At 63.6% G+C, this 20,501-nt stretch carries 16 protein-coding genes; 7 read left to right on the forward strand and 9 right to left on the reverse strand.

Translation table 11 applies throughout. The features are described 5' to 3' along the window. From vioB to IGS58_RS11220, 3 genes are all read right to left on the reverse strand, one after another. Positions 1–3,021, reverse strand: coding sequence for an iminophenyl-pyruvate dimer synthase VioB (gene vioB / locus IGS58_RS11210; RefSeq protein WP_230521395.1), 3,021 nt, complete (start codon positions 3,019–3,021; stop codon positions 1–3). Beyond that, positions 3,018–4,325 (reverse strand): FAD-dependent oxidoreductase, encoded by a 1,308-nt coding sequence (locus IGS58_RS11215; protein WP_230521396.1) that lies wholly within the window; start codon positions 4,323–4,325, stop codon positions 3,018–3,020. Before IGS58_RS11215 ends, vioB begins: the two co-directional genes overlap by 4 nt. Before the next feature lie 542 nt (positions 4,326–4,867). Then, on the reverse strand, positions 4,868–7,021 hold the full coding sequence (locus IGS58_RS11220) for a TonB-dependent receptor (RefSeq protein ID WP_230521397.1): 2,154 nt from the start codon (positions 7,019–7,021) through the stop codon (positions 4,868–4,870). Positions 7,022–7,386: 365 nt separating this feature from the next. On the opposite strand from IGS58_RS11220, the gene IGS58_RS11225 reads away from it, so the two are divergent. Next, on the forward strand, positions 7,387–9,618 hold the full coding sequence (locus IGS58_RS11225) for an NADP-dependent isocitrate dehydrogenase (protein ID WP_034786464.1): 2,232 nt from the start codon (positions 7,387–7,389) through the stop codon (positions 9,616–9,618). A 93-nt stretch (positions 9,619–9,711) separates the two neighbouring features. On the opposite strand, the gene IGS58_RS11230 is transcribed toward IGS58_RS11225, so the two are convergent. From IGS58_RS11230 to IGS58_RS11240, 3 genes are all read right to left on the reverse strand, one after another. Further along, the gene (locus IGS58_RS11230) at positions 9,712–10,155 is read right to left on the reverse strand and encodes a DUF411 domain-containing protein (protein ID WP_034786439.1); all 444 of its coding nucleotides are present in this window, start codon (positions 10,153–10,155) and stop codon (positions 9,712–9,714) included. Between the two features lie 68 nt (positions 10,156–10,223). Then, positions 10,224–10,568: a hypothetical protein gene (locus IGS58_RS11235; RefSeq protein WP_230521398.1), complete on the reverse strand. Its 345-nt coding sequence runs from the start codon at positions 10,566–10,568 to the stop codon at positions 10,224–10,226. Positions 10,569–10,658: 90 nt separating this feature from the next. Next, positions 10,659–12,002: a sensor domain-containing protein gene (locus tag IGS58_RS11240; RefSeq protein WP_230521399.1), complete on the reverse strand. Its 1,344-nt coding sequence runs from the start codon at positions 12,000–12,002 to the stop codon at positions 10,659–10,661. A 260-nt stretch (positions 12,003–12,262) separates the two neighbouring features. On the opposite strand from IGS58_RS11240, the gene IGS58_RS11245 reads away from it, so the two are divergent. Beyond that, on the forward strand, positions 12,263–13,888 hold the full coding sequence (locus tag IGS58_RS11245; protein ID WP_174718102.1) for a hypothetical protein: 1,626 nt from the start codon (positions 12,263–12,265) through the stop codon (positions 13,886–13,888). A gap of 84 nt (positions 13,889–13,972) precedes the next feature. Here the strand turns inward: IGS58_RS11245 and IGS58_RS11250 are convergent, their stop codons facing one another. Continuing rightward, on the reverse strand, positions 13,973–15,337 hold the full coding sequence (locus IGS58_RS11250) for an amino acid permease (protein ID WP_034786435.1): 1,365 nt from the start codon (positions 15,335–15,337) through the stop codon (positions 13,973–13,975). Positions 15,338–15,490: 153 nt separating this feature from the next. Then, positions 15,491–15,931 carry an acyl-CoA thioesterase gene (locus IGS58_RS11255; RefSeq protein WP_230521400.1) on the reverse strand — a complete coding sequence of 147 codons (441 nt, stop codon included), beginning with the start codon at positions 15,929–15,931 and terminating at the stop codon, positions 15,491–15,493. Positions 15,932–16,067: 136 nt separating this feature from the next. On the opposite strand from IGS58_RS11255, the gene IGS58_RS11260 reads away from it, so the two are divergent. From IGS58_RS11260 to IGS58_RS11270, 3 genes are read left to right on the forward strand one after another with little or no spacing between them, the layout of a single operon-like run. Then, positions 16,068–16,802 carry a GntR family transcriptional regulator gene (locus IGS58_RS11260; protein WP_081345669.1) on the forward strand — a complete coding sequence of 245 codons (735 nt, stop codon included), beginning with the start codon at positions 16,068–16,070 and terminating at the stop codon, positions 16,800–16,802. Then, complete coding sequence (locus tag IGS58_RS11265) at positions 16,777–17,532, forward strand: SDR family NAD(P)-dependent oxidoreductase (RefSeq protein WP_070256933.1); 756 nt, start codon at positions 16,777–16,779, stop codon at positions 17,530–17,532. Before IGS58_RS11260 ends, IGS58_RS11265 begins: the two co-directional genes overlap by 26 nt. A 17-nt stretch (positions 17,533–17,549) precedes the next feature. After that, positions 17,550–18,242 (forward strand): aspartate/glutamate racemase family protein, encoded by a 693-nt coding sequence (locus IGS58_RS11270; RefSeq protein ID WP_230521401.1) that lies wholly within the window; start codon positions 17,550–17,552, stop codon positions 18,240–18,242. On the opposite strand, the gene IGS58_RS11275 is transcribed toward IGS58_RS11270, so the two are convergent. After that, positions 18,239–18,709 (reverse strand): heme-degrading domain-containing protein, encoded by a 471-nt coding sequence (locus IGS58_RS11275; protein WP_034786432.1) that lies wholly within the window; start codon positions 18,707–18,709, stop codon positions 18,239–18,241. The genes IGS58_RS11270 and IGS58_RS11275 overlap by 4 nt on opposite strands. 94 nt (positions 18,710–18,803) lie before the next feature. On the opposite strand from IGS58_RS11275, the gene alkB reads away from it, so the two are divergent. Together alkB and folE2 are read left to right on the forward strand one after the other, a co-directional pair. Further along, on the forward strand, positions 18,804–19,466 hold the full coding sequence (gene alkB / locus IGS58_RS11280) for a DNA oxidative demethylase AlkB (protein WP_230521402.1): 663 nt from the start codon (positions 18,804–18,806) through the stop codon (positions 19,464–19,466). Between the two features lie 91 nt (positions 19,467–19,557). Beyond that, positions 19,558–20,469: a GTP cyclohydrolase FolE2 gene (folE2, locus tag IGS58_RS11285; RefSeq protein ID WP_230521403.1), complete on the forward strand. Its 912-nt coding sequence runs from the start codon at positions 19,558–19,560 to the stop codon at positions 20,467–20,469. Positions 20,470–20,501: the final 32 nt, after the last annotated feature.

The raw sequence follows: 20,501 nt of genomic DNA on the forward strand, positions 1-20,501 counted from the left end.
TCAAGCCTCTCTTGACATCTTTCCCCGAGATAAATCGGTAAGTTGCTGATTAAAAAACTCCAACATTTCTATCGGCGCCATGCCGATGGCATCGCTCTCCAGGCTGCGCGCGTACTGCGCCAGCGCCAGGCATTTCTGCGCCAGCATGTCGCAGCCCAGGCTGTAGTCGCTGCTGACCCGGCTGCTGACCGGCTCGGGCACGGGCGGTCCAGCATGGCGGCCAGGCAGGCCGGACGGCATGTTCATCAGGGCCGCCGACAGGGGGCGCAACAGGCCGGTCATGATGTCGATGGAGGCGTTCATCAGGCGCGAGCGGCGCAGGCTGCCCAGCGGCTGCTGCGCAAAATGGTGCGCCATCATCAGGAAGGTCAGTTCATAGCAGCCCTGATACAGCTGCATCAGCGCGCGCGCCTTCTGATCGGTCACCACGCTGCAGTCCGCGCGCGCTTCCAGCACGGGATTCTTCAGCGCCGGCAGCGCCGGTTCGAACGGCTTGTCGCAGGCCGAAAACCTGCCGGCGATGGCGCGCAGCCGCTGGAAGTGCGAGGAGGCGAAATGCGGCGAATCGACGGCCACGCCTTCGCCCTGTTCCGTGACGAAATCGATGGCGAACAACGCGCTGTCGCGGTCGGATACTTCCAGCTGGTAGCCGGGATAGGCGCGGTTGGTCAGTTCTTTCAGGAACAGGTGGTGCTCGCCGCCGCGCTTGCCGCCGCCGCTTTCGAACAGGCCGGGCAGCTCGGCCAGGGCCTGGCGGATCGCGATATAGAAGGTGGCGATGGATTTGCCCGGCGTGGGAATGTAGTCGGGCCATTCGAAACGCACGAAGCGGGCCAGCACGTGTTCGGAAAATGGTTCGAACGCAAATTCCGTGTCCAGGCCGAAACGCTGGCGCGCCTGCTGGCCCAGCAGCGGGGTACCGCTGTAAAACGGTTCGCCAAGCGCCATCAATACATTGTTCACCAATAAGTAGTGAATCATTTCTTCATGGGCGATTTCCAGCAGCGCGCCGCGCGTGCCGCTGTTGCGGCGCCGGTCTTCGGCGCCGCAGGCCAGCTCCAGCTCGGCCGGCAGCCAGCGGCCGGACTGCACCAGCGCCGCCCCCTGCGCATAATTGGGAATCGAATACGCGGCATACAGGTATTGCAGCATCAGCGACAGTTCCAGATCGATGGCTTTTTTCAGCTCGTCGATCAACTCCGCCTTGCCGCCGATGGCATGCGGCGTGGCCGGTTCCGGTGCCGCCGCCTTGGCCGCGGCTGCCGCCTCGACCTGCGTCAGGTATTTCAGGAACAGGCGCGACTTTGGCAGCGACAGTTCGCGGGTGCTGGGCATGTAGTAGCTCTTGTCGCGGTTCTGCGGATCGCACATCTGCCACATCAGGCGCGAATACGTTTCGCACTTGCACTGGTCCGCCAGGCTGAAGACCTTGTCCGACATGAAGGGATACACGAGCTCGTAGTAGCTCATCACATGCCGGTAGAGGAAGGCGTAGTCGACCTGTTCGGCCGGCACGTCGTCGAGGTCCCAGTCGTCGGGCAGCACGCGCACGCCGAGGTATTGCTTTGCCTTGCCTGTGCCCAGCACGATGCGGGTCGCGCCCGGCTTGCGCCCCGTCAGCGTCAGCGCCGTGTAGCCGTGCCCGAGCGGCGACGGTTGCTGCTCCACGGCCAGCAGCACGCCGTCTTCCGCCTCCGCCAAGGACGGGGGCGCCGCCAGCTCGCCGCGGAAGCGGCTTTGCACGGTAATGGTCTGCGGAAATTGCTCGTGCTTGTTCCGGTTTGGCGCTTCCAGGTACAGCTGGTTGCTGTCCGATTGCAGCACCCAGTCGGCTTCGTCCCACTGCGCCTGCGCGCTGCCCAGGCTGAGCGAGCCTGGCGCCGCGCCAGCGTGCTGCAGCGGCACGTCGAAGACGCCGTGATGGCGCCAGTAGTCGCGGTACAGCTGCTCGGGAATCCGCGCCAGAACGGTGCCGGCGCCGTCATGCAGCAGCAGGTCGCCCAGCGCCTGCTTGCCGCCCAGGGCATGCGTGGGATGCTGTTCCGAGACGGCGCCCGCGTCGCGCGTGGTGAAGGGGATGGCGGTCGGCATGTTGAACGAGACGCGGTCCGCATGCACTTTCACCAGCACCGGCCCCAGGCTGCCCTGGCGCGGCTGCAGCAGACGGCCGGCCGGATAGGTGGCCAGCTCGTCGCGCCGCCACAGGCCGATGCTGCCGGCCAGGTCGTAGAACACGGGCGAATCGGGTTTTTGCGGCGTCGACATATTGAACAGGCAGTATTGCACCGTCAGGCCCAGCACCTCGTCGTCGGCCAGGGCTTGCTGCAAGGCATGCATACTGGCCGGCAGCGGCAGGTCCGCATTGAACAGGAAATGCGGGTCCTGCTTGGCCACGGAAAACTGGAACAGCCTTGAGCGCCCGAATTCCTCGTCCAGGAAATGTCCGCTGCGTTCCGTGATGTGGCCGCTGCCGAGCCAGCGCACCGAGTGCGCCTGCGCGATGTCGGCCGTGAACAGCGTGGGCGTATTGGGCGTGGCCAGCTTGTCGCTCAAGGTGAACTGGCCCGCGTAGATCAGCGTGGTGTCGGGCTGCGCCGGGTTGTTGTCGATCCACCTGGCGCGGTTGAACGTCGTGCGCAGGTACTCGTTGTAGTGGCCCCACAGGCCCAGCTTGGCGCCCACCAGCGCGTCCTGGGCATCGACCTCGCCATCGCGCAGCTGGACGCCCGTGATCCGCGCGTTTTCCCACGAGAAATGGTTGTTCCCGCAAAAATTATAGCCTGCCGCCTGGCTGAAGATGCCGTCCGGATCGGGCTTGCCCTGTGCGTTGAAGCGGGGGGCGAGCTGTTTCAGGTGCGCATGGAATTCGGCTGGCGGCCGGCTCAGGTCGACAGCCTCGCCCGCCATCGATACCGCATTCGTGGCGATATCGATGTTGCCGTGCGTATTGCGATTCCCCGTCGGCACATTGGCGCGGGCAAAACCCCGAAAATGCAGGCGGGGGAAGTCAAGTAGGCTCATGCGCGCTCGGTCGAGGAAGTGATGAAGGTATCGTTGGCAGCTTCTTCTTCCGTCCGTTGATCCAGCCGCTGCAGCAACAGGCCGCTGGCGTGCTGGGCGCTGATCAGGCTGCCTTCCATCCAGCCGCAATGCGCGGTATAGGCATCCGAGCAAGAGATGATGCCGTCCCGGTGCAGCAGGATGGCCGGGTGGTCGGCTTCCGGCTCCACGCAAAATTCGACGCCATGCGGCCAGAACTTGTGGAAGTGGGCCTTGATCTGCGGCAGCGGCTGGCCATCGAGCGGCAGGACTTCTTCCAGGTGGCTGCGGACACGCTCCAGGTATACGTCTTCACCAAGCTCCAGGCTGTCCCGCCAGTAGGTGGCGCTTTTGCTGTCGGTGTAGAACAGCACGTATTTGTCGCTCTTGAAGTAGATCTTGCGCAGGGGATTTGCCGCCATCAGCACCTTGTCGGTCAGCCCCAGCGCATCCCACCAGGCTGTGTCGAACGTGAAGAATCCCTTGAACAGGGGCAGCGAGTCGTACTGGAACGGACTCCAGGCGTTCGGAAAATCCAGGTTCAGGCGCGGCATGGCGGACGGCGGGATGGCCATCACCAGATGGCGCGTGCGGTGCATCTGCGTGTCGCCATGGTGGCTGAAGGCGAGCACATGGTCGGCGCCCGATTTTTCAACGGACAGCAAGCGGTGTTCGAGCCTGAATTCCACCCCGGCGACCTGGGCCTGGTGCTGCAACTGGCACAGCAATTCGTGGTAGCCGTCGGTGGCATAGTGCCACTGGTTGGCGGCGTTTTCCGTAAAGTGCTGCGTTTCCGGGTGCTTCTTGATGATGTCGTAGGCCATGGCCGCCGACACCATCGGCAGCAGCAGGGCGTCATAGCCGGTCGCCTTGATGATGTGGCTGGCCTTGGCGGCGCCCAGGTAATGGCTGACGAACTCGAGGAAGGAGTCGTTCGGATGCGTTTTCAGCATCGGGCTCAGCTCATCCAGCGTTGCCTTCAGCTCTTCCAGCACGCTATCGTGGGAGATGACCTCGGTGAACGGGTAGACCGCATGCGGCAAGCCGCTGCCCTGCATGAGTTGCTGGAAATGCGGATGCAGCTGCGGCGAGTAGCGGGCGGCGCCGAGTTCGGCGATTTCCTCGCCATCTATTTTCCGCGACTGGATGCGGCCGCCTACGGTGGCATTCAGGTCGAATACGCGGATGCGCAGGTTCCTGCCGGCGGCGGCGTCGATCAGGTTGTTGGCGCAAGTCAAGCCTCCTATGCCGGCGCCAACGATGCAAATGTCAGAATACGTGCTCATACGAAATTCCTTTTTAACGTTCATTAATCAAAAAGCCGCAAAATCGCTAGCAAAAGTTTCCCCAGCACGTGTAGGCAAGGGAGGGGGAACGCAGGGTGTTACCGCACTTGGCGAGCGTTATCGGCTGGGGAGTGAAAAGCCTGGCGAGAACTGGCGTTGTGTCTGGTACGGTCGATTCTTGGCAGCAGAGTTTCTGTTTCAAATCAAAGATGGCACCGACAGTAGCCCAGGCATCGGGCACTCAATTTGATAAATATCAATGTAGTTGTCGTTCGATGTTGCGATTGTGTTCACGCAGCGCTGCATGCGCGATGGCGGCGGCCGTGTGCCGGGCGGTGGCAGGGAGGACTGGAATGCGGTGTGGTGCGGCGTATCGAGCCGCTGCGGGAGTGTCGCCGTTTGCCGATGATGCCAGGATCAGTAGTAGGTCCTGGCGCCTTCGGCGGTGGCTTGGTCTGCTTCTTGCTGTTTTTATTGTTTCTGACTTTGCGGCTGGCGCGCAGTGCACGCGCCAGCCGGGCGATGCCGGATGCCGGCGCCCGTCAAAAATCCACGGCAGCCGACAGTTGCACGGTGCGGGGCGCCGATTGCGAAACGGTGCCATACGAGGCCACGCCGGCCCAGTAATGGCGGTTAAACGCGTTCATCAGGCCGGCGCGCAAGGTCGTCGCCTTGCCGGCGATGGCCGTGCGGTAGCGCAAGCCCAGGTCGACCTTGGTCCATGACGGCACCGACTGCAGATTCGTCTGGTCGACAAACTGCTTGCCCGTGTAGCTGACGGCGCCCGTGGCAGTCAGGCCGGGCCAGTACGGCACATCCCATTCGCCGCCCAGGTTGGCCATGGACGTGGGCACGCCCACGGGGCGCTTGCCCATGGTGGCGGCGTTGTTGGTTTTCACCAGGCGCCCGTCGAGCAGGGTGATGCCGGCGAGCAGGCGCACGGCCTTGCTGGCGGCGCCCGACAGGTTCAGTTCCAGGCCCCGGTTGCGCTGCTCGCTGTCCATGCTGTAGACCTTGCCATACAGCTGGCCGCTGGGTTTAGTCACCTGGAACACGGCCAGGGTCGCCAGCACCACGCCGAAATCGGCCTTCGTGCCCACTTCATACTGCCGGCTCTTGTAGGGAGCGAACACCTGGCCCGCGTTGCTGGCGATGTTCGGCGCGATATCGCCCTTGCTCAAGCCCTCGATATAGTTCGCGTACAGCGACACGTGGCGCAATGGCTTGACGACGATGCCGGCCAGCGGCGTCAGGGCGCCCTGCTTGTAGTGCGTGGTCAGCGCGCCCGTCGTCGCATGGTAGTTTTTCGCTTCGACCAGCTGGCGGCGCACGCCCAGGGTCAGCTGCACGCGCTGGTCCAGCATGTCCAGGGTGTCGGCCACGGCCAGGCTGGAGAGGGTGGAGGCGGACAGCTTCGGCGCGCGTGCCGGGGCGGGAATGCCGGGGTCGGCCACGGCGACAGGGTGGTAGATATTCGAAGTGATGAGCTTGCCGGAATTGCTCACGCTGCCAAATTCGTCGCGGTAGACATTGCCCATCACGACCAGCGCATGTTCGATGCCGCCCGTGCGAAAGCGCGTGCGCACGCCCGTGTCGCCGCTGGCGCGCCGCACGCGGAATTTCCAGTTCATGGGCGTGACCGTCATGTCGCCGGCCGCGCTGGTGATGGTCGGCGTCTGGTCCGAATAGCGCGATACGTCGGAGCGCGTGCCGCCCACATCGGCAAAGACGGTGACTTTGTCGTTCAGGTCGTATTCGAGCTTGCCCAGCGTGGCCAGGTCGTTGGACTTCCACCAGCCCCAGGATTGGGCGATATTGCGGCGGCCATCGGGCGCTGCCGGCACGGGCAGGCGCGCGGCCACGAGGAAGGGGCGCGTGGGCGCGTCGATCCACTGGTATTGCTCGATCAGGTCAAGCGAGGCGCGCAGCCGTTGTCCCTGGTAATCGAGGGCGACAGCGGCCACTTCCGCGCGCGACGTCTGGTGGTCGAGCGGTGTGTGGCCCTGGCGGTGCAAGCCATTGAAGCGGATGCCGAAACGCCGCTCCTCGCCGAAGCGGCGGCTGACGTCGATGGCCGCGCCAGCCTGCGAACCCGAGCCGTAATCGACGGTCAGGCGCGTCAGGTCGCGCGGCAGCGAGCGTTTCGGCACGGCGTTGACGACGCCGCCCACGCCGCCGTTCGGCGACATGCCGTACAGCAGGGCGGCCGGTCCCTTGAGCACTTCCACGCTTTGCAGGTATTCCGTAAACAGGTGGTAATTGGGCGACACGCCATACACGCCGTCAAACGCCACTTCGCTCAGATTACCCTCGTTGAGGGGAAAGCCGCGGATGAAAAAGGAATCCGTGACGCCGCCGATCTGGCCCGTGAAGCGGGTGGACGGGTCGCCGCCCAGCACCTCGGCCAGGGTCAGCGCCTGCTGGTCGAGCATGCGCTGGCTGGTGTAGCTGTTGACGCTGAACGGCGTATCGAGCAAGTCTTTTTCGCCCAGCAGGCCGGCGCGCGCGCTTTTGGCGATCTGTCCGCCGGCATCCGCTTCGGCCTGGCCATTCACCAGCACGGTGGCGAGCGGGGCGGATGCATCGGCCGCCGCCTGGGCGATCGCCTGCGGCGTCACGCTGGCAACGAGCAGGCCGGCGAGGATCAGCCGGGTGGTGAGGCGGGGATGGGGGAGTGGGGACTGTGGAATGGGCATCGAGGGCGAGTGTATGAAGTTAGTAGGGAGGAATTGCATGCACGACATTATAAATGAGAATCATTACGATTTATAATGATTAGCATAGTCATTGCTGCCACGCTCATGACCATGCCGCGCGCGTGCCTGGAGGGCATTTCCGCACGGAAAATGGCCATCCTGGGCCTTCAGATCCGGATATTTGCTGTCTTATATAAGATTCGTCGCCATCGGATACACAAACAGCGGCAGGACAGTCTAAAATACGTGGTGGGCAAGCACGGCGTCACCGCCGGCACACTAGCCGTCCAAAGCAAGGCTAACCGTCCTGTGTTTGGAATGAAGAAAGTTAACCACCAGGCATCACCGCATACAAGGGAATGAACATGGCAACACAAAAATCCAAAATCATCTACACGCTGACTGACGAGGCGCCGCTGCTCGCGACGTATTCCCTGCTGCCAATTATCAAAAAATTCACCGCGCCGGCTGGCGTGGACGTCGTTTCCAGCGATATTTCGGTGGCGGCACGTGTACTGGCTGAATTTCCAGAATTCCTGACGGACGCGCAAAAAGTCCCGAACACCCTGGCTGAACTGGGCAAATTGACCCAGAATCCGGACACCAACATCATCAAACTGCCGAACATCAGCGCCTCGCAAGGCCAGCTGATCGCCTGCGTGCGCGAATTGCAAGGCCGCGGCTACAAGCTGCCGGACTATCCGGAAGATGCGAAGACGGACGAAGACAAGGCCCTGAAAGCCCGCTACGGCAAGTGCATCGGCAGCTCGGTCAACCCGGTCCTGCGCGAAGGCAATTCCGACCGCCGCGCACCGAAGGCCGTCAAAGAATATGCGCGCAAGCACCCGCACTCGATGGGCGAGTGGAGCCAATCGTCGCAAACGCACGTCTCGCACATGCACCATGGCGATTTCTACCATGGCGAAAAATCGCTGACCCTGGAAAAGGCCCGCGACGTCAAGATGGAACTGGTCACGGCCTCGGGCAAGACCATCGTGCTGAAACCGAAGGTTTCCCTGCAAGCAGGCGAAATCATCGACAGCATGTTCATGAGCAAGAAAGCGCTGCTGGAGTTCTACGAGAAAGAAATCGACGACGCCTTCAAGACGGGCGTGATGTTCTCGCTGCACGTCAAGGCCACCATGATGAAGGTCTCGCACCCGATCGTTTTCGGCCACTGCGTGCGCATCTTCTACAAGGACGCGTTCGCCAAGCACGCCGCCCTGTTCGACAAGCTGGGCGTGAATGTCAACAATGGCATGAGCAACCTGTACGACAAGATCGAAACCCTGCCAGCGTCGCAAAAAGATGAAGTGCTGAAAGATTTGCATGCCTGCCACGCCAACCGTCCGGAACTGGCCATGGTCGATTCGGCCAAGGGCATCACCAACTTCCATTCGCCGAACGACATCATCGTCGACGCGTCGATGCCAGCGATGATCCGTATCGGCGGCAAGATGTGGGGCGCCGATGGCCGTCCGAAAGACGTCAAGGCAGTCATGCCGGAATCGACTTTCGCGCGCATCTACCAAGAAATGATCGGCTTCTGCAAATGGCATGGCAACTTCGATCCGAAGACCATGGGCACCGTGCCGAACGTGGGCCTGATGGCGCAGCAAGCGGAAGAATACGGTTCGCACGACAAGACCTTTGAAGTGCCGGAAGGCGGCATCGCCAACATCACCGACCTGGAAACAGGCGAAGTGCTGCTGACGCAAACGGTGGAAGAGGGCGATATCTGGCGCATGTGCCAGGTCAAGGACGCGCCGATCCGCGACTGGGTCAAGCTGGCCGTCACGCGCGCGCGCAACTCGGGCATGCCTGCCGTGTTCTGGCTCGATTCCTACCGTCCGCACGAGAACGAAGTCATCAAGAAGGTACAGGTTTACCTGAAGGATCACGACACCAAGGGACTGGACATCCAGATCATGTCGCAGACGCGCGCCATGCGCTACACGCTGGAACGCGCCTTCCGCGGCCTGGACACCATCTCGGTGACCGGCAACATCCTGCGCGACTACCTGACCGACCTGTTCCCGATCCTGGAACTGGGCACCTCCGCCAAGATGCTGTCGATCGTGCCGCTGATGGCCGGTGGCGGCATGTACGAAACGGGCGCAGGCGGTTCGGCACCGAAACACGTCAAGCAACTGGTGGAAGAAAACCATCTGCGCTGGGATTCGCTGGGCGAGTTCCTGGCCCTGGCCGTGTCGCTGGAAGACATGGGCATCAAGACGGGCAATGCGAAGGCCAAAATCCTCGCGAAAACCCTGGACGAAGCCACCGGCAAGCTGCTGGACAACAACAAGTCGCCATCGCCACGTACCGGCGAGCTGGACAACCGCGGCAGCCATTTCTACCTGGCCATGTACTGGGCGCAAGCCCTGGCAGCGCAGAAGGACGATGCGGAACTGGCAGCGCATTTTGCGCCGGTAGCCAAAGCCCTGGCGGACAACGAAGAAAAGATCGTTGCCGAGCTGAAAGCAGTACAAGGCAAGGAAACGGATATCGGCGGCTACTACCTGCCTGATCCGGCGAAGACAGAAGCGGTCATGCGTCCTAGCGCCAGCCTGAATGCCGTGCTGGACAGCATCTGATGCAGTCATGAAGGCAGTCCGTCCTTGACTGCTGCCTGATAAAAAAACGCCGCCGGAAGCGATTCCGGCGGCGTTTTTCATTTCCCCTCAGGGTTATTGGTAGTGCTTGTAGACCTCGGTGCTGCCATTGCTCTTGACCAGCAAGACGTCATACGCATCCTTGCGCGGTCCTTCCATGCCTGGCGAACCCATGGGCATTGCCGGCACGGCCAGGCCTTTCGCCTTGGGTTTCTCGCGCAGCAACTGCTTGATCTCGCTGGCCGGCACATGGCCTTCGATGGCGTAGCCGTTGACGAGGCCCGTGTGGCAGGAACCGAGCGCGTCGGGAATGCCGGCCAGCTTGCGGTATTGCGCCGGCATCTCGACATTTTTCGCGCGTACCGTAAAACCGTTCGCTTCCAGGTGCTTGATCCATGCGGAACAGCAGCCGCAGGAGGCGCTCTTGTAGACTTCAATGACGGGCAGGGCTGCCATGGCGAACGTGGGCAGGCCCAGCATGGCGGCGAAAGCGCCGCGCACCAAGAAATGTTTGATCATGTATTGCTTTCAGACGCAGTAAGGTTATCGTGGCCACCTTGGTGGCCTGCTTGGGACGAGCTTGGAATTTATGCGGAAAGCGGTCGCGGCGGCCGGCGCGGGCCGTCGGGAATGAAGCCCGCCAGCAAGGTGGCCGTGGCGATGGTGACTTGTTGCGCGCCGGTGCAGGCGGCGGCAGGCAGGGCGAGGGAGGGCGGCATCAGCGCGCCCAGGCAAAAGCCGGCGCAGGCGCCGCACGCGGGGTGCTGGGCAGGGGTCTTGTTGTCTTCTGGCGTGCTGGCGCTGTCAGGCATGGCGGATGACTGCGCAGCATGCTGCTGGCAGGCCGCTGTCATCGCGGTGGCAGGCGAGGCAGCGAGCGGCGCGCACAGCCGCGTCGCGCCCGCGGCGGCCGCTTGCAGCGGCACCGTCATGATCAGCAGCAGGATTAGCCATGTTTTGAAGAGTCTTAGCATCGCCGAAAAGTATAGCATAGGGCCACTATCGCCAGGAGCAGGCGACCGCTAGCGCGAGGCGGCCGCCAGCACCTTCGAGGCATACATGGCCCGGTCCGCGTGGCGCAGCAGCAGTTGCATGGTGTCGCCATCTTCCGGATAGTGGGCCACGCCGATGCTGACGGCGATCTGCAATTGCTGTCCGTTGCCCAGGTGCAGCGGCGTGGCCAGGGCCGCATGGATCTTTTGCTCGATCAGGCTGACATCCACCGGCGCGGTATTGCTTTCCAGAAGCACGACGAATTCATCGCCGCCCATCCTGGCCAGGGTGTCGGTTTCGCGCATGCAATCGCGCAGGCGGCTCGCCACCGTTTGCAGCAGCAGGTCGCCACAGGCATGGCCGTGGTCGTCATTGACGCGCTTGAAGTTGTCGAGGTCCAGGAACAGCAGCGACAGCCGGCCTTCCTGGCGGTGCGCGCGCGCGAACGCCGTGTGCAGGCGGTCGTGGAACAGGCGGCGGTTCGGCAGGCGGGTCAGCTCATCGTGCATGGCCATGAACTGCATTTGCGTCTGCAACTGCCGGCGCTCGATGGCGGTGGCAAGTTGCTTGGCGACAAATTGCAGCAAATCCTGGTCTTGCTCCGTGCCGATGACGGCATCCTGGCCGCCCTGCAAGGCCAGCGCGCCGATGCTGCCCATGGAGGAATAGAGCGGCACGGCAAGCCAGCACGAGGACAGGGCGCAGGCTGCCGTTTGCAGCGCCGCCGGCAGGCCAGCCAGTTGTCCCGCCTGCAGACGCAGGGGACGGCCGCTGCGCAGGACTTCGTCGCACAGCAGGCTGGCCAGGGACGACGTTGGCTGGGGTGTGCTGTCCTCGGCATGGGAAGTCATGGGAGGCTGTATGCCGTGTTCGTCATGCAGCAGCAAGGTCAGGCTGCGCGCGGGCAAGTGTTCGCCGATGATGAGCTGGATACGGTGCAGCAGGGCGGGCAAGTCTTGCGTCGCCTGCATGGCTTCGGAGATGGCGTACAGCGCCGCCTGCTTGGCCTGCGCTTGTTTCAGCAAGGTGATGTCGCGCGCCACCGCCACGCGCAACTGGTCGGCGGCGGACCAGCGGGCCGACCACATGATGTGCGCCAGGCTGCCATCCTTGCGCAGGTAGCGGTTTTCAAAGTGCGTCTGCGCATGGCCATCCATGATGGCTTGCGCGGCGGCAAGGGTACGGGCGCGGTCGGCGGGAGCGACCATGTCGAGCATGCGCTTGCCGATCATTTCCTGCTGCGTGTAGCCGAAGATGCGTTCGCAGGCGGCGCTGACGAAGACAAAGCGCCCCTCCACGTCGACCATGCACACGGCATCGAGCAACAAGTCGGTAAAGCTGGCCAGCGGCGCGCGCAGAATCTTGTGTTCCATAGTGGCATTTTAATGGACATTCCCTGCTGTGATTGAACTTGTTGGGAGCAGACGAGGCCAGCGGCATGAAAATGTTTCATTTCCCCGACGCTCATGCTTTGCCGTTTCTTGCCGTTAAAACAGTATTGCCATGCAATTGCTCGCCAACACGTTCAATCCGTGGCGGTGCTGGATTGCGGGCGCATGTAGGGTTGCCAGAAAATTAAAATGGGCAATATTTTATCCATGTATCTGTTTTTGTTTTACAAGGCTACATCACCATGACTTCCGTCTCCCCGATCCCGAGCTGGAATGCGTCCCCGTCCCGTGTGTCTGGCGTCACGGCCAGCCGGGCGGACGCGCCGGCCGTGCCGGCGTCCACGCCATCGACCATCGTTGCCTTTGGGGCGGAAGGAGGGGAGATGCCGGCCATCTCCTACCTGCTGCCATCGCCCAAGGTGTGGGAAAGCCCGTCGCGCGACGACGTCAGCGACCAGATGACGAAAAATTTTGCCCCGTACGCATCGTTTGGCGGGCGTTTCAGCGGCTTGGGCGCGGCCTTGCTGGACCAGCTCAAGGGCGGCGTGCGCAATGTGTCGCAAGCGCTGCTGCAGCCGCCGGCGCGCACGCAGCCCGCCGCTTACGCCGAGGTGGGCGGCATTGCGCCGGCCAGCCTGCATGGCAATGGCCAGGACAAGGTCAGCCTCAGCATCACCACCAAAAGCGGCGTCGAGGTCAAGCTTTCGCTCGACAGCCAGGATGACGGCCTGGCCGTGCGCATGACGACCAGCGGCGAACTCGGCGACGCAGAGGTCAAGGCTCTGGGCGACCTGTCGGAAGCGTTCCAGCAAGCCATCGACGGCATGGCGCAGGGCACGCCGAAGGTCAGGCTGGCCGGCTTGATGCAATTCGACCAGGAAGTGCTGGGATCGGTGAACCTGCACGCGGAAGTGCTGGTGCGCGGCGAGCCGCAAAGCACGCAAACCCTGGATTTTCAGGCCGACAGCACGCAGCGCAAGGTCAGCTTCACGGGCGTGGCGGGCTCGCTGGACGTGAAAGTCGACGCCAGCCAGCTGAACGCCCTGGGCAGCAAGGAGCGGCAGGCGAAGGCCATGAGCAGCTACATCAAGCAGATCGATCAGGCTTCCTGGCGCGGCCACGGCGACGCCGCGCTGATGTCCATGTTCAAGGATGCGTTTACGGCCGTGCACAGCAATGCGCCCGTGTCGCCAGCCAGCACGGGCCTGCCGGAACAGGGAAAATGGCAGCTGGCCGCCGCAGACCGCGCCATGGTCACGGGCTTGCCGGACTTTAGCGCATCGGTCACGCAAACGGCGGCATTCAGCAATCCCATGCGTTCGTCGGAAAAAGATGGATTCCAGTACGAACTGTCGCAAAAGACCAGTATTACCGGCGCCAGCCAGAATGACCGCTCGATCCGCCAGCAGCAGCAATCTAAGCTTAGCGCCAGTTTCCACGAAACGCTGGTCCCGGGCGTGGCCCTGCGCCTGACGGACAGGGTGGAGTCGCAAAACTACACGTATCACCAGATCGAGGATACGGCCAGCAGCGATGCGCAAATAGGCTACAAGGATGGCAAGCTGGTCAAGGCCAGCCTGCAACAGGCGGCCAGCCAGTCGACCCACATCACGAAATTTATGCTGGGCAAGGTGGAGTCGGATGTCACCACGCCGACCGACCATTCGCTGATGCGCGACCTGGTCTCCGTGCTGGGGCCATACAAGACGGGCGAGCAGGGCATGACGCCCGAGAAAAAGGCGGAGCAGCGCGAGAAATTGCTGCAGACCTTGGGCGATGACGTGCTGCTGCAGTCGTATGCGGGCCATGCCATCAGCCTGTGGCAAGCCGATGTGCTGCCGAAAGAAGGGACGGCCGCTTCCGCTTAGCGGCAGACCGTGCCACATAAAACAAAAGCCCGTCTTCCTGCGAAGACGGGCTTTTTTGCTTCAGCTTGATACGGCGCAAGCAGCCTATGCCTTGGCCTTGCTTTGCTTGATCCAGTAACCGACGCCCAGCGCGGCGAGCCACACGGGTATCAGGTAGACGGAGATGCGCAGGCCCGGCGTCAGATACATGATCACCAGGATGCCGGCCAGGAAGACCAGGCACAGGTAGTTGGTGAACGGGTAGCCCAGGCTCTGGAACAAGGTCGTCTTGCCTTCGATTTTTTTCTGCGCGCGGAAGCGCAAATGGATCCAGCTGATCATGGCCCAGTTGATGATCAGCGCCGACACCACGAGTCCCATCAGCACTTCAAATGCTTCGCCCGGCATGAAGTAATTCACCACCACGCAGGCGCCCGTCGCCAGGGCCGATACGCCCAGCGCGACGAGCGGCACGCCGCGGCGGTTCAGGTGCAGCAGCGCGCGCGGCGCATTGCCTTGTTTGGCCAGGCCGAACAGCATGCGCGTGTTGCAGTACACGCCGCTGTTGTAGACGGACAGGGCGGCCGTCAGCACCACCACGTTCAGGGCCGTGGCCACCAGGTTGCTGTCGAGCGCATGGAAGATCAGCACGAACGGGCTGCCGCCGGTGACGACGTTTTGCCACGGATACAGCGACAGCAAAATGCCCAGCGCGCCGATGTAGAAAATCAGGATGCGGTAGATGGCCTGGTTGGTGGCGCGTGGAATCGTCGTGCTCGGATCGTCCGCCTCGGCCGCCGTGATGCCCACCAGTTCCAGGCCGCCGAACGAAAACATGATGACGGCCATGGCCATCACCAGGCCTTGCCAGCCATTCGGGAAGAAGCCGCCGTGCTGCCACAGGTTGGCCACCGACGCCTGCGGGCCCGCGTCGCCTGAGGCGAGCAGGTACGCGCCGAAGACGATCATGCCGATGATGGCGACCACCTTGACGAGGGCGAACCAGAATTCCATCTCGCCAAACGCCTTGACGTTCAACAGACTGATGGCGTTGATGACGCAAAAGAAGACGAGCGCCGAGACCCAGGTGGGCACGCCCGGCCACCAGTACTGCACGTAGATGCCGACGGCCGTCAGTTCGGCCATGCTGACGAGCACATACAACACCCAGTAATTCCAGCCCGACAAAAAGCCGGGCAGGTGGCCGCAGTATTTGTCGGCAAAATAGCTGAAGGAGCCGGCGACGGGTTCGTCGACCACCATCTCGCCCAGCTGGCGCATGATCAGGAAGGCGATGACGCCGGCGATGCCATAGCCCAGCAGGACAGAGGGGCCGGCCATCTTGATGGTTTGCGCGATACCCAGAAACAGGCCGGTGCCGATGGCGCCGCCCAGGGCGATGAGCTGGATGTGGCGGCTTTTCAGGCCGCGCTTGAGCTCTTGTGGTTCGGTAATCCCGACTGCCGTCATATGTTTTATCCTGTTTTTACGGGGCTGAGGTCGCTGATTCTAAAGCATGAACGGGCAAATCAGGAGCGAAATGCATGTTGCACTGCGGAGGCGCAAGAAAAGCCCCGCATCTTCGCCGAACGGCGCGCAAAACGGCGCTCCAGGTGTCCGCTTTTACGCGGCGGCCGCGACGATGGCCGGTTCGTACGTGGCCAGGAACTCGGGCGGCAGGCGGCGCGCGCGGCCGCTGCTCAATTCGATGCAGATCAATTCCCAGCGTCCGCGCACGACGGTGGCGCCATCGCTGTCGCGGATCAGCTGGAAGCGCCGTTCCATGCTGGAGCGGCCATCGCTGGCGCACAGCCAGGTAGCCAGTGTCAGCGCTTCGCCGGCCCGCGTCGGCAGCAGGTAATCGTATTCGCCGCGGCGTATCGCCATGGCCCGGTCCAGGCGCCGGTAATCGTCCAGGTCCAGTCCCAGGGTGGCCGAATGGTGCCAGGCGATATGCTCGCACCAGCGCACGTAGACGGCGTTATTCGTGTGCTGCAAACCGTCGATGTCACCCGGTTCGGGCGTGACGGGCAGGGTATGGGCGTGCGGATAATCCCAGTTCAAGTGCATTCCTTTCGATACGGTGGCGGCTGATTGTACGGTCTGGTGGCACTCCCTGTCTCTGGCGCACGCATGGAAAAACACTGTTTTTCACATTGATGTATGATGCATCATAATTTTCTAGGGATCAAAAAAACGCATGAACCATCCATTGGACAGTCTGGTGCACGTCAACCTGGGCAAGTCCGTGTACGCCATGCTGCGCGAAGCGCTGGCGGCCGGGCGTTTCCAGCCGAATGACCGGCTGCGCATCCGCGAGCTGGCGCTGCAGCTGGGCACCAGCGTCACGCCCGTGCGCGACGCCATGCTGCAGCTGGTGCAGGAAGAGGCGCTTGTGCTGCGCTCGCCGCGCGACTTCCGCGTGCCCGTGCTGAGCGTGGCGCGCTACCTGGAAATCCGCGCGCTGCGCCTGGAACTGGAAGGCCTGGGCGCGGCCGAGGCGGCGCAGCGTATCGACGGCGCCACCCTGGCCGACCTGGAACGCCTGCTGCAGGCGAATGAAGAGGCCATTGCGCGGCACGACCTGGCGGCGGCCCTGCAATGCAATCAGGCGTTTCACCTGGGCCTGGCGCAGGCGGCCGGCATGCCGACCTTAAAACGCTTCGTCGACCACCTGTGGATGCAGACGGCGCCCCTGATCGCCGCCGGCTACGCCAGTTTTTCGCCCGACATGCGGGTGGGCCACCACCACGCCATCATCAGCGCGCTGCGCCAGCGCGACAGCGCGGCCGCGCGGCGCGCCATCGAACAGGACATTCTCGACGGCGGGACGCAGATGCTGGCCTATGTCATGCGCCAGGAACGCATCCACGCCGGCGCAACCGGACAAGAACAGGACGAGGAAGAACATGACGAACATCCAGCACAAGATTGAACAGAAAACCGCCATCGTCACGGGCGCCAGCCGCGGCATCGGCCACGCCGTCGCGGAGCGCTTCCGCAGTCTGGGGTGGCGGGTCATCACCGTCTCGCGCAGCCCGATTCCCGGCGGCTGCCCGCGCAGCCAGGAGCACAACACGCATGTGTGCATGGATTTGTCGGACCTGAGCCAGATCGGGCAGATGGTCGAGACGCTGCGCCCCATGCTGGGCGACTCGAAACTGCACGCCCTGGTCAACAATGCGGGCGTGTCGCCGAAGGGACCGGGCGGCTCGCGCGTCAATTCGCTGACGACCGACATGCAGACGTGGCAGGAAATGTACAACACGAATTTCTTTGCGCCGCTGGCCCTGACGCGCGGCTTTGCGCAGGAATTATCGAATGCGCATGGCGCCGTCGTGAACCTGTGCTCGATCGCCGGCTACCGCGTGCACCCGTTTGCCGGCTCGGCCTATGCCAGTTCGAAGGCGGCGCTGGCGTCGCTGACGCGCGAAATGGCCAACGACATGGCGCCGCTGAATGTGCGCGTCAATGCCATCGCGCCCGGCGAGATCGATACGGCCATCCTGTCGCCCGGCACCTCGCACATCGTCGACACGCAAATCCCCCTGCGCCGCCTGGGCACGACGGCCGAAGTGGCCGACCTGGTGGAGTTCCTGTGCAGCGAGCGCGCCTCATACATCACGGGCGCGGAAATCCCCATCGACGGCGGCCAGCGTATTTAATTGAAAAGGAAGATCGCATGACACAGCATATCGGCATCGTCGGCTGCTCGGCCGAAGGCGCAGCCCTGTGCTACCGCACGATTTGCGAAGAGGGCGCGCATGCGCTGGGGGCATATGAACACCCGGAAGTATCGATGCACACGCCGTCGCTGGCGCGTTACGTGGATTGCCTGAACGGGGGCGACCTGGCAGGCGTGGCCGAACTGATGCTGGCGTCGGCACGCAAGCTGGCCGCCGCCGGCGCCGATTTCCTGATCTGCCCCGACAACACCATCCACCAGGCATTCGAGCTGATGGCGCCCCGTTCGCCGCTGCCATGGCTGCATATCGCGGAGGTCGTGGCCAGCGAAGCGGCGGCGCGCGGTGTCCGGCGGGTGGGCCTGACGGGAACGCGCTGGCTGGTCGACAGCGCCGTGTATCCGGACAGGCTGGCCGCGCGCGGCATCGCCTGCGTGCGGCCCGGCGAGGACGAGCGCAGCGAGATCAACCGCATCATCATGGAAGAACTGGTGCCGGGCGTGGTCAAGGGGGACAGCGTGGCGCGCTTCCAGGCCGTCATTGCCGGCTTGCGGGAGCAGGGCTGCGACGCCGTCATCCTCGGCTGCACGGAAATCCCGCTGATCATCAGCGACGCCAATTCGCCGCTGCCGACGCTCGATTCCACGCGCTTGCTGGCGCGCGCCGCCTTGCGCCGGGCGCTGGAAACCTAGCGTTCCAGCTGCGCCTGCAGCGCGGCCACCACCAGCGCGTGGTCGTCGGCTTGCGCCAGGCCGGAAACGGTCACCGTGCCCACCAGTCCCACGCCGCGTATCAGCAGGGGGAAGGCGCCGCCGTGGCCCGCGTACTCGATGTCATCGAGGTATTTCACGTCTTCGAAGGTGCTGCCGCGGCTTTTATACGAGATGCCCATGTAATAGGAGCTGCGGCAAAAGCGCTGCACCGTATTGTTCTTGCGGCGTATCCAGTCCGCCTGGTCCGCCGTGGCGCCCGTCATGGCGTGGTGGAACAGGATTTGACCGTTGCGCGTGATGTTGACGGTGACGGCCTTGCCCCGCTTGCGCACTTCCTCGACGATCCACAGGCCCACGGCCAGCGCGGCATCGTTGTCGAAGCGTTCGAATTGCAGGGATTCTTCCTGTTGCGCCAGGGTTTGCAGCAAATCGGCGTAATGATCCATCGTGGAGGCGGGTAGTAGTGGCTGGAAGCGCTACTGTAGCGCACCACGGGGCAGCCGCGCGCGCTTTTTCCGTGGCGCGGCTAAAATAGGCCGCATGAACCTGTCCCTGTTTGCCGATGAAGACCAGGCCCCGGCCGGGCCGGCGCCGCTGGTGCCTGGCTCTTCCGCCTCGGTGCTGCTGCGCGGTTTTGCGCTGCCGTATCTGGACGAGGTGCTGCCGGCGCTGGACGCCATCGTGCTGGCGGCTCCCCCGCGCCACATGGCCACGCCGGGCGGCTTGCGCATGTCCGTTGCCATGAGCAATTGCGGCCCTCTCGGCTGGGTCACGGATGGACGCGGTTACCGTTATGCGCGGCTCGATCCGGCCAGCGGCCTGCCTTGGCCGCCGATGCCGCCCGTGTTCCTGCGCCTGGCGCGGCAGGCGGCGCTGGCGGCCGGCTACCCGGGCTTTGCTCCCGACGCCTGCCTGGTCAACCGTTATGCGCCCGGTGCGCGCATGGCCCTGCACCAGGACCGCGATGAATGCGATTTCACCGCGCCCATCGTCTCCGTCTCGCTGGGCTTGCCCTCCACCTTCCTGTTCGGCGGGGCGGAGCGGGCCGACAAGGCTGCGCGCATCGGCTTGCTGCATGGCGACGTGGTGGTGTGGGGCGGCACCGACCGCCTGCGTTTCCACGGCGTGGCGCCCCTGAAGGTGGGCGAACACGCGGTGCTGGGGCCGCAGCGCATCAATTTGACGTTTCGCAAGGCTAGCTGATCTGCCCATTTGCCCTATTAATGCAAGTTGCTTGCAAATGTGATTGTTTTTCTCCATGATATGCAACTTGTTTGCATATGGAGCCACCAACATGAAGCGCGATCCGATTTCCTCGCCCCTGCCCGACGTGGCGGCCGGCCCCCATCTGGGCAGTCCCTTGCCGCTCGAGTGGGTCGGCATGCAGGGCGTCGCCTTGCCGCTGTGGCTGGAGGAGGGCGGGCAGGCGCAGCAAGTGCATGCCTGGGCCGACGTGCACGTGGATTTACCCGACCCGCGCGTGAAGGGCATCCACATGTCGCGCCTGTACCTGCTGCTCGATGCGTTTGCCGCAGCGCAGCCGCTCGATGCCGGGGGCCTGGCCGTCGTGCTGCGGCGCATGGTGGACAGTCACGCCGATTGCGGCAGCACGCAGGCACGCATGGCACTGGCCTTTCCCTTGCTGCGGCGCCAGCCGGCGCTGCTGACGGCGGGACTGTCGGGCTGGAAATCGTATCCCGTGCGCCTGCAGGCCAGCTGCTCGCCACAGGGCTTTGCGCTATCCCTGACGGTGGAGATCGGCTACTCGTCGACCTGTCCGTGTTCGGCGGCGCTGTCGCGGCAATTGCTGGCCGACGCCTTTGCGGCGCAGTTCGGCGCGGGCGGCATCGACGGCGCGGCCGCGTGCGCCTGGTTGCAGGAACACGCCAGCCTGGCCACGCCGCACAGCCAGCGCAGCACGGCAACGGTCACCGTGCCATTGACGCAGCAGGCGGAGCTGGACCTGTTTCCCCTGATCGACCTGGTGGAAGCGGCGCTGGCAACACCGCTGCAGACAGCCGTGAAACGGGCGGACGAACAGGCGTTCGCGCGCCTGAATGGTGCTAATCTGATGTATGTGGAAGACGCGGCCCGCCGCGTGCAGGCGGCGCTGGCGCCCAGGTACGCGCAGGCCAGCGTTAGCGTGCGGCATATGGAAAGCCTGCATCCGCACGATGCAGTGGCGCAGGCTGGCAACGCGGCCTGAGGCGGCACGCTGGCGTGCGGCAACATTTGTCC

It is taken from the genome of Janthinobacterium sp. EB271-G4-7A (assembly GCF_020858075.1).
Taxonomy (GTDB): Bacteria; Pseudomonadota; Gammaproteobacteria; order Burkholderiales; family Burkholderiaceae_D; genus Janthinobacterium; species Janthinobacterium lividum.

Bases quoted from the DNA above. Each gene is read 5' to 3' on its own strand.
- IGS58_RS11230 (WP_034786439.1), bottom strand. From the start codon at position 10,155: ATGATCAAACATTTCTTGGTGCGCGGCGCTTTCGCCGCCATGCTGGGC.
- IGS58_RS11235 (WP_230521398.1), bottom strand. From the start codon at position 10,568: ATGACGGTGCCGCTGCAAGCGGCCGCCGCGGGCGCGACGCGGCTGTGC.
- IGS58_RS11220 (WP_230521397.1), bottom strand. From the start codon at position 7,021: ATGCCCATTCCACAGTCCCCACTCCCCCATCCCCGCCTCACCACCCGG.
- IGS58_RS11215 (WP_230521396.1), bottom strand. From the start codon at position 4,325: ATGAGCACGTATTCTGACATTTGCATCGTTGGCGCCGGCATAGGAGGC.
- IGS58_RS11250 (WP_034786435.1), bottom strand. From the start codon at position 15,337: ATGACGGCAGTCGGGATTACCGAACCACAAGAGCTCAAGCGCGGCCTG.
- IGS58_RS11275 (WP_034786432.1), bottom strand. From the start codon at position 18,709: ATGGATCATTACGCCGATTTGCTGCAAACCCTGGCGCAACAGGAAGAA.
- vioB (WP_230521395.1), bottom strand. From the start codon at position 3,021: ATGAGCCTACTTGACTTCCCCCGCCTGCATTTTCGGGGTTTTGCCCGC.
- IGS58_RS11265 (WP_070256933.1), top strand. From the start codon at position 16,777: ATGACGAACATCCAGCACAAGATTGAACAGAAAACCGCCATCGTCACG.
- IGS58_RS11260 (WP_081345669.1), top strand. From the start codon at position 16,068: ATGAACCATCCATTGGACAGTCTGGTGCACGTCAACCTGGGCAAGTCC.
- IGS58_RS11245 (WP_174718102.1), top strand. From the start codon at position 12,263: ATGACTTCCGTCTCCCCGATCCCGAGCTGGAATGCGTCCCCGTCCCGT.
- IGS58_RS11225 (WP_034786464.1), top strand. From the start codon at position 7,387: ATGGCAACACAAAAATCCAAAATCATCTACACGCTGACTGACGAGGCG.
- IGS58_RS11240 (WP_230521399.1), bottom strand. From the start codon at position 12,002: ATGGAACACAAGATTCTGCGCGCGCCGCTGGCCAGCTTTACCGACTTG.
- folE2 (WP_230521403.1), top strand. From the start codon at position 19,558: ATGAAGCGCGATCCGATTTCCTCGCCCCTGCCCGACGTGGCGGCCGGC.
- IGS58_RS11270 (WP_230521401.1), top strand. From the start codon at position 17,550: ATGACACAGCATATCGGCATCGTCGGCTGCTCGGCCGAAGGCGCAGCC.
- alkB (WP_230521402.1), top strand. From the start codon at position 18,804: ATGAACCTGTCCCTGTTTGCCGATGAAGACCAGGCCCCGGCCGGGCCG.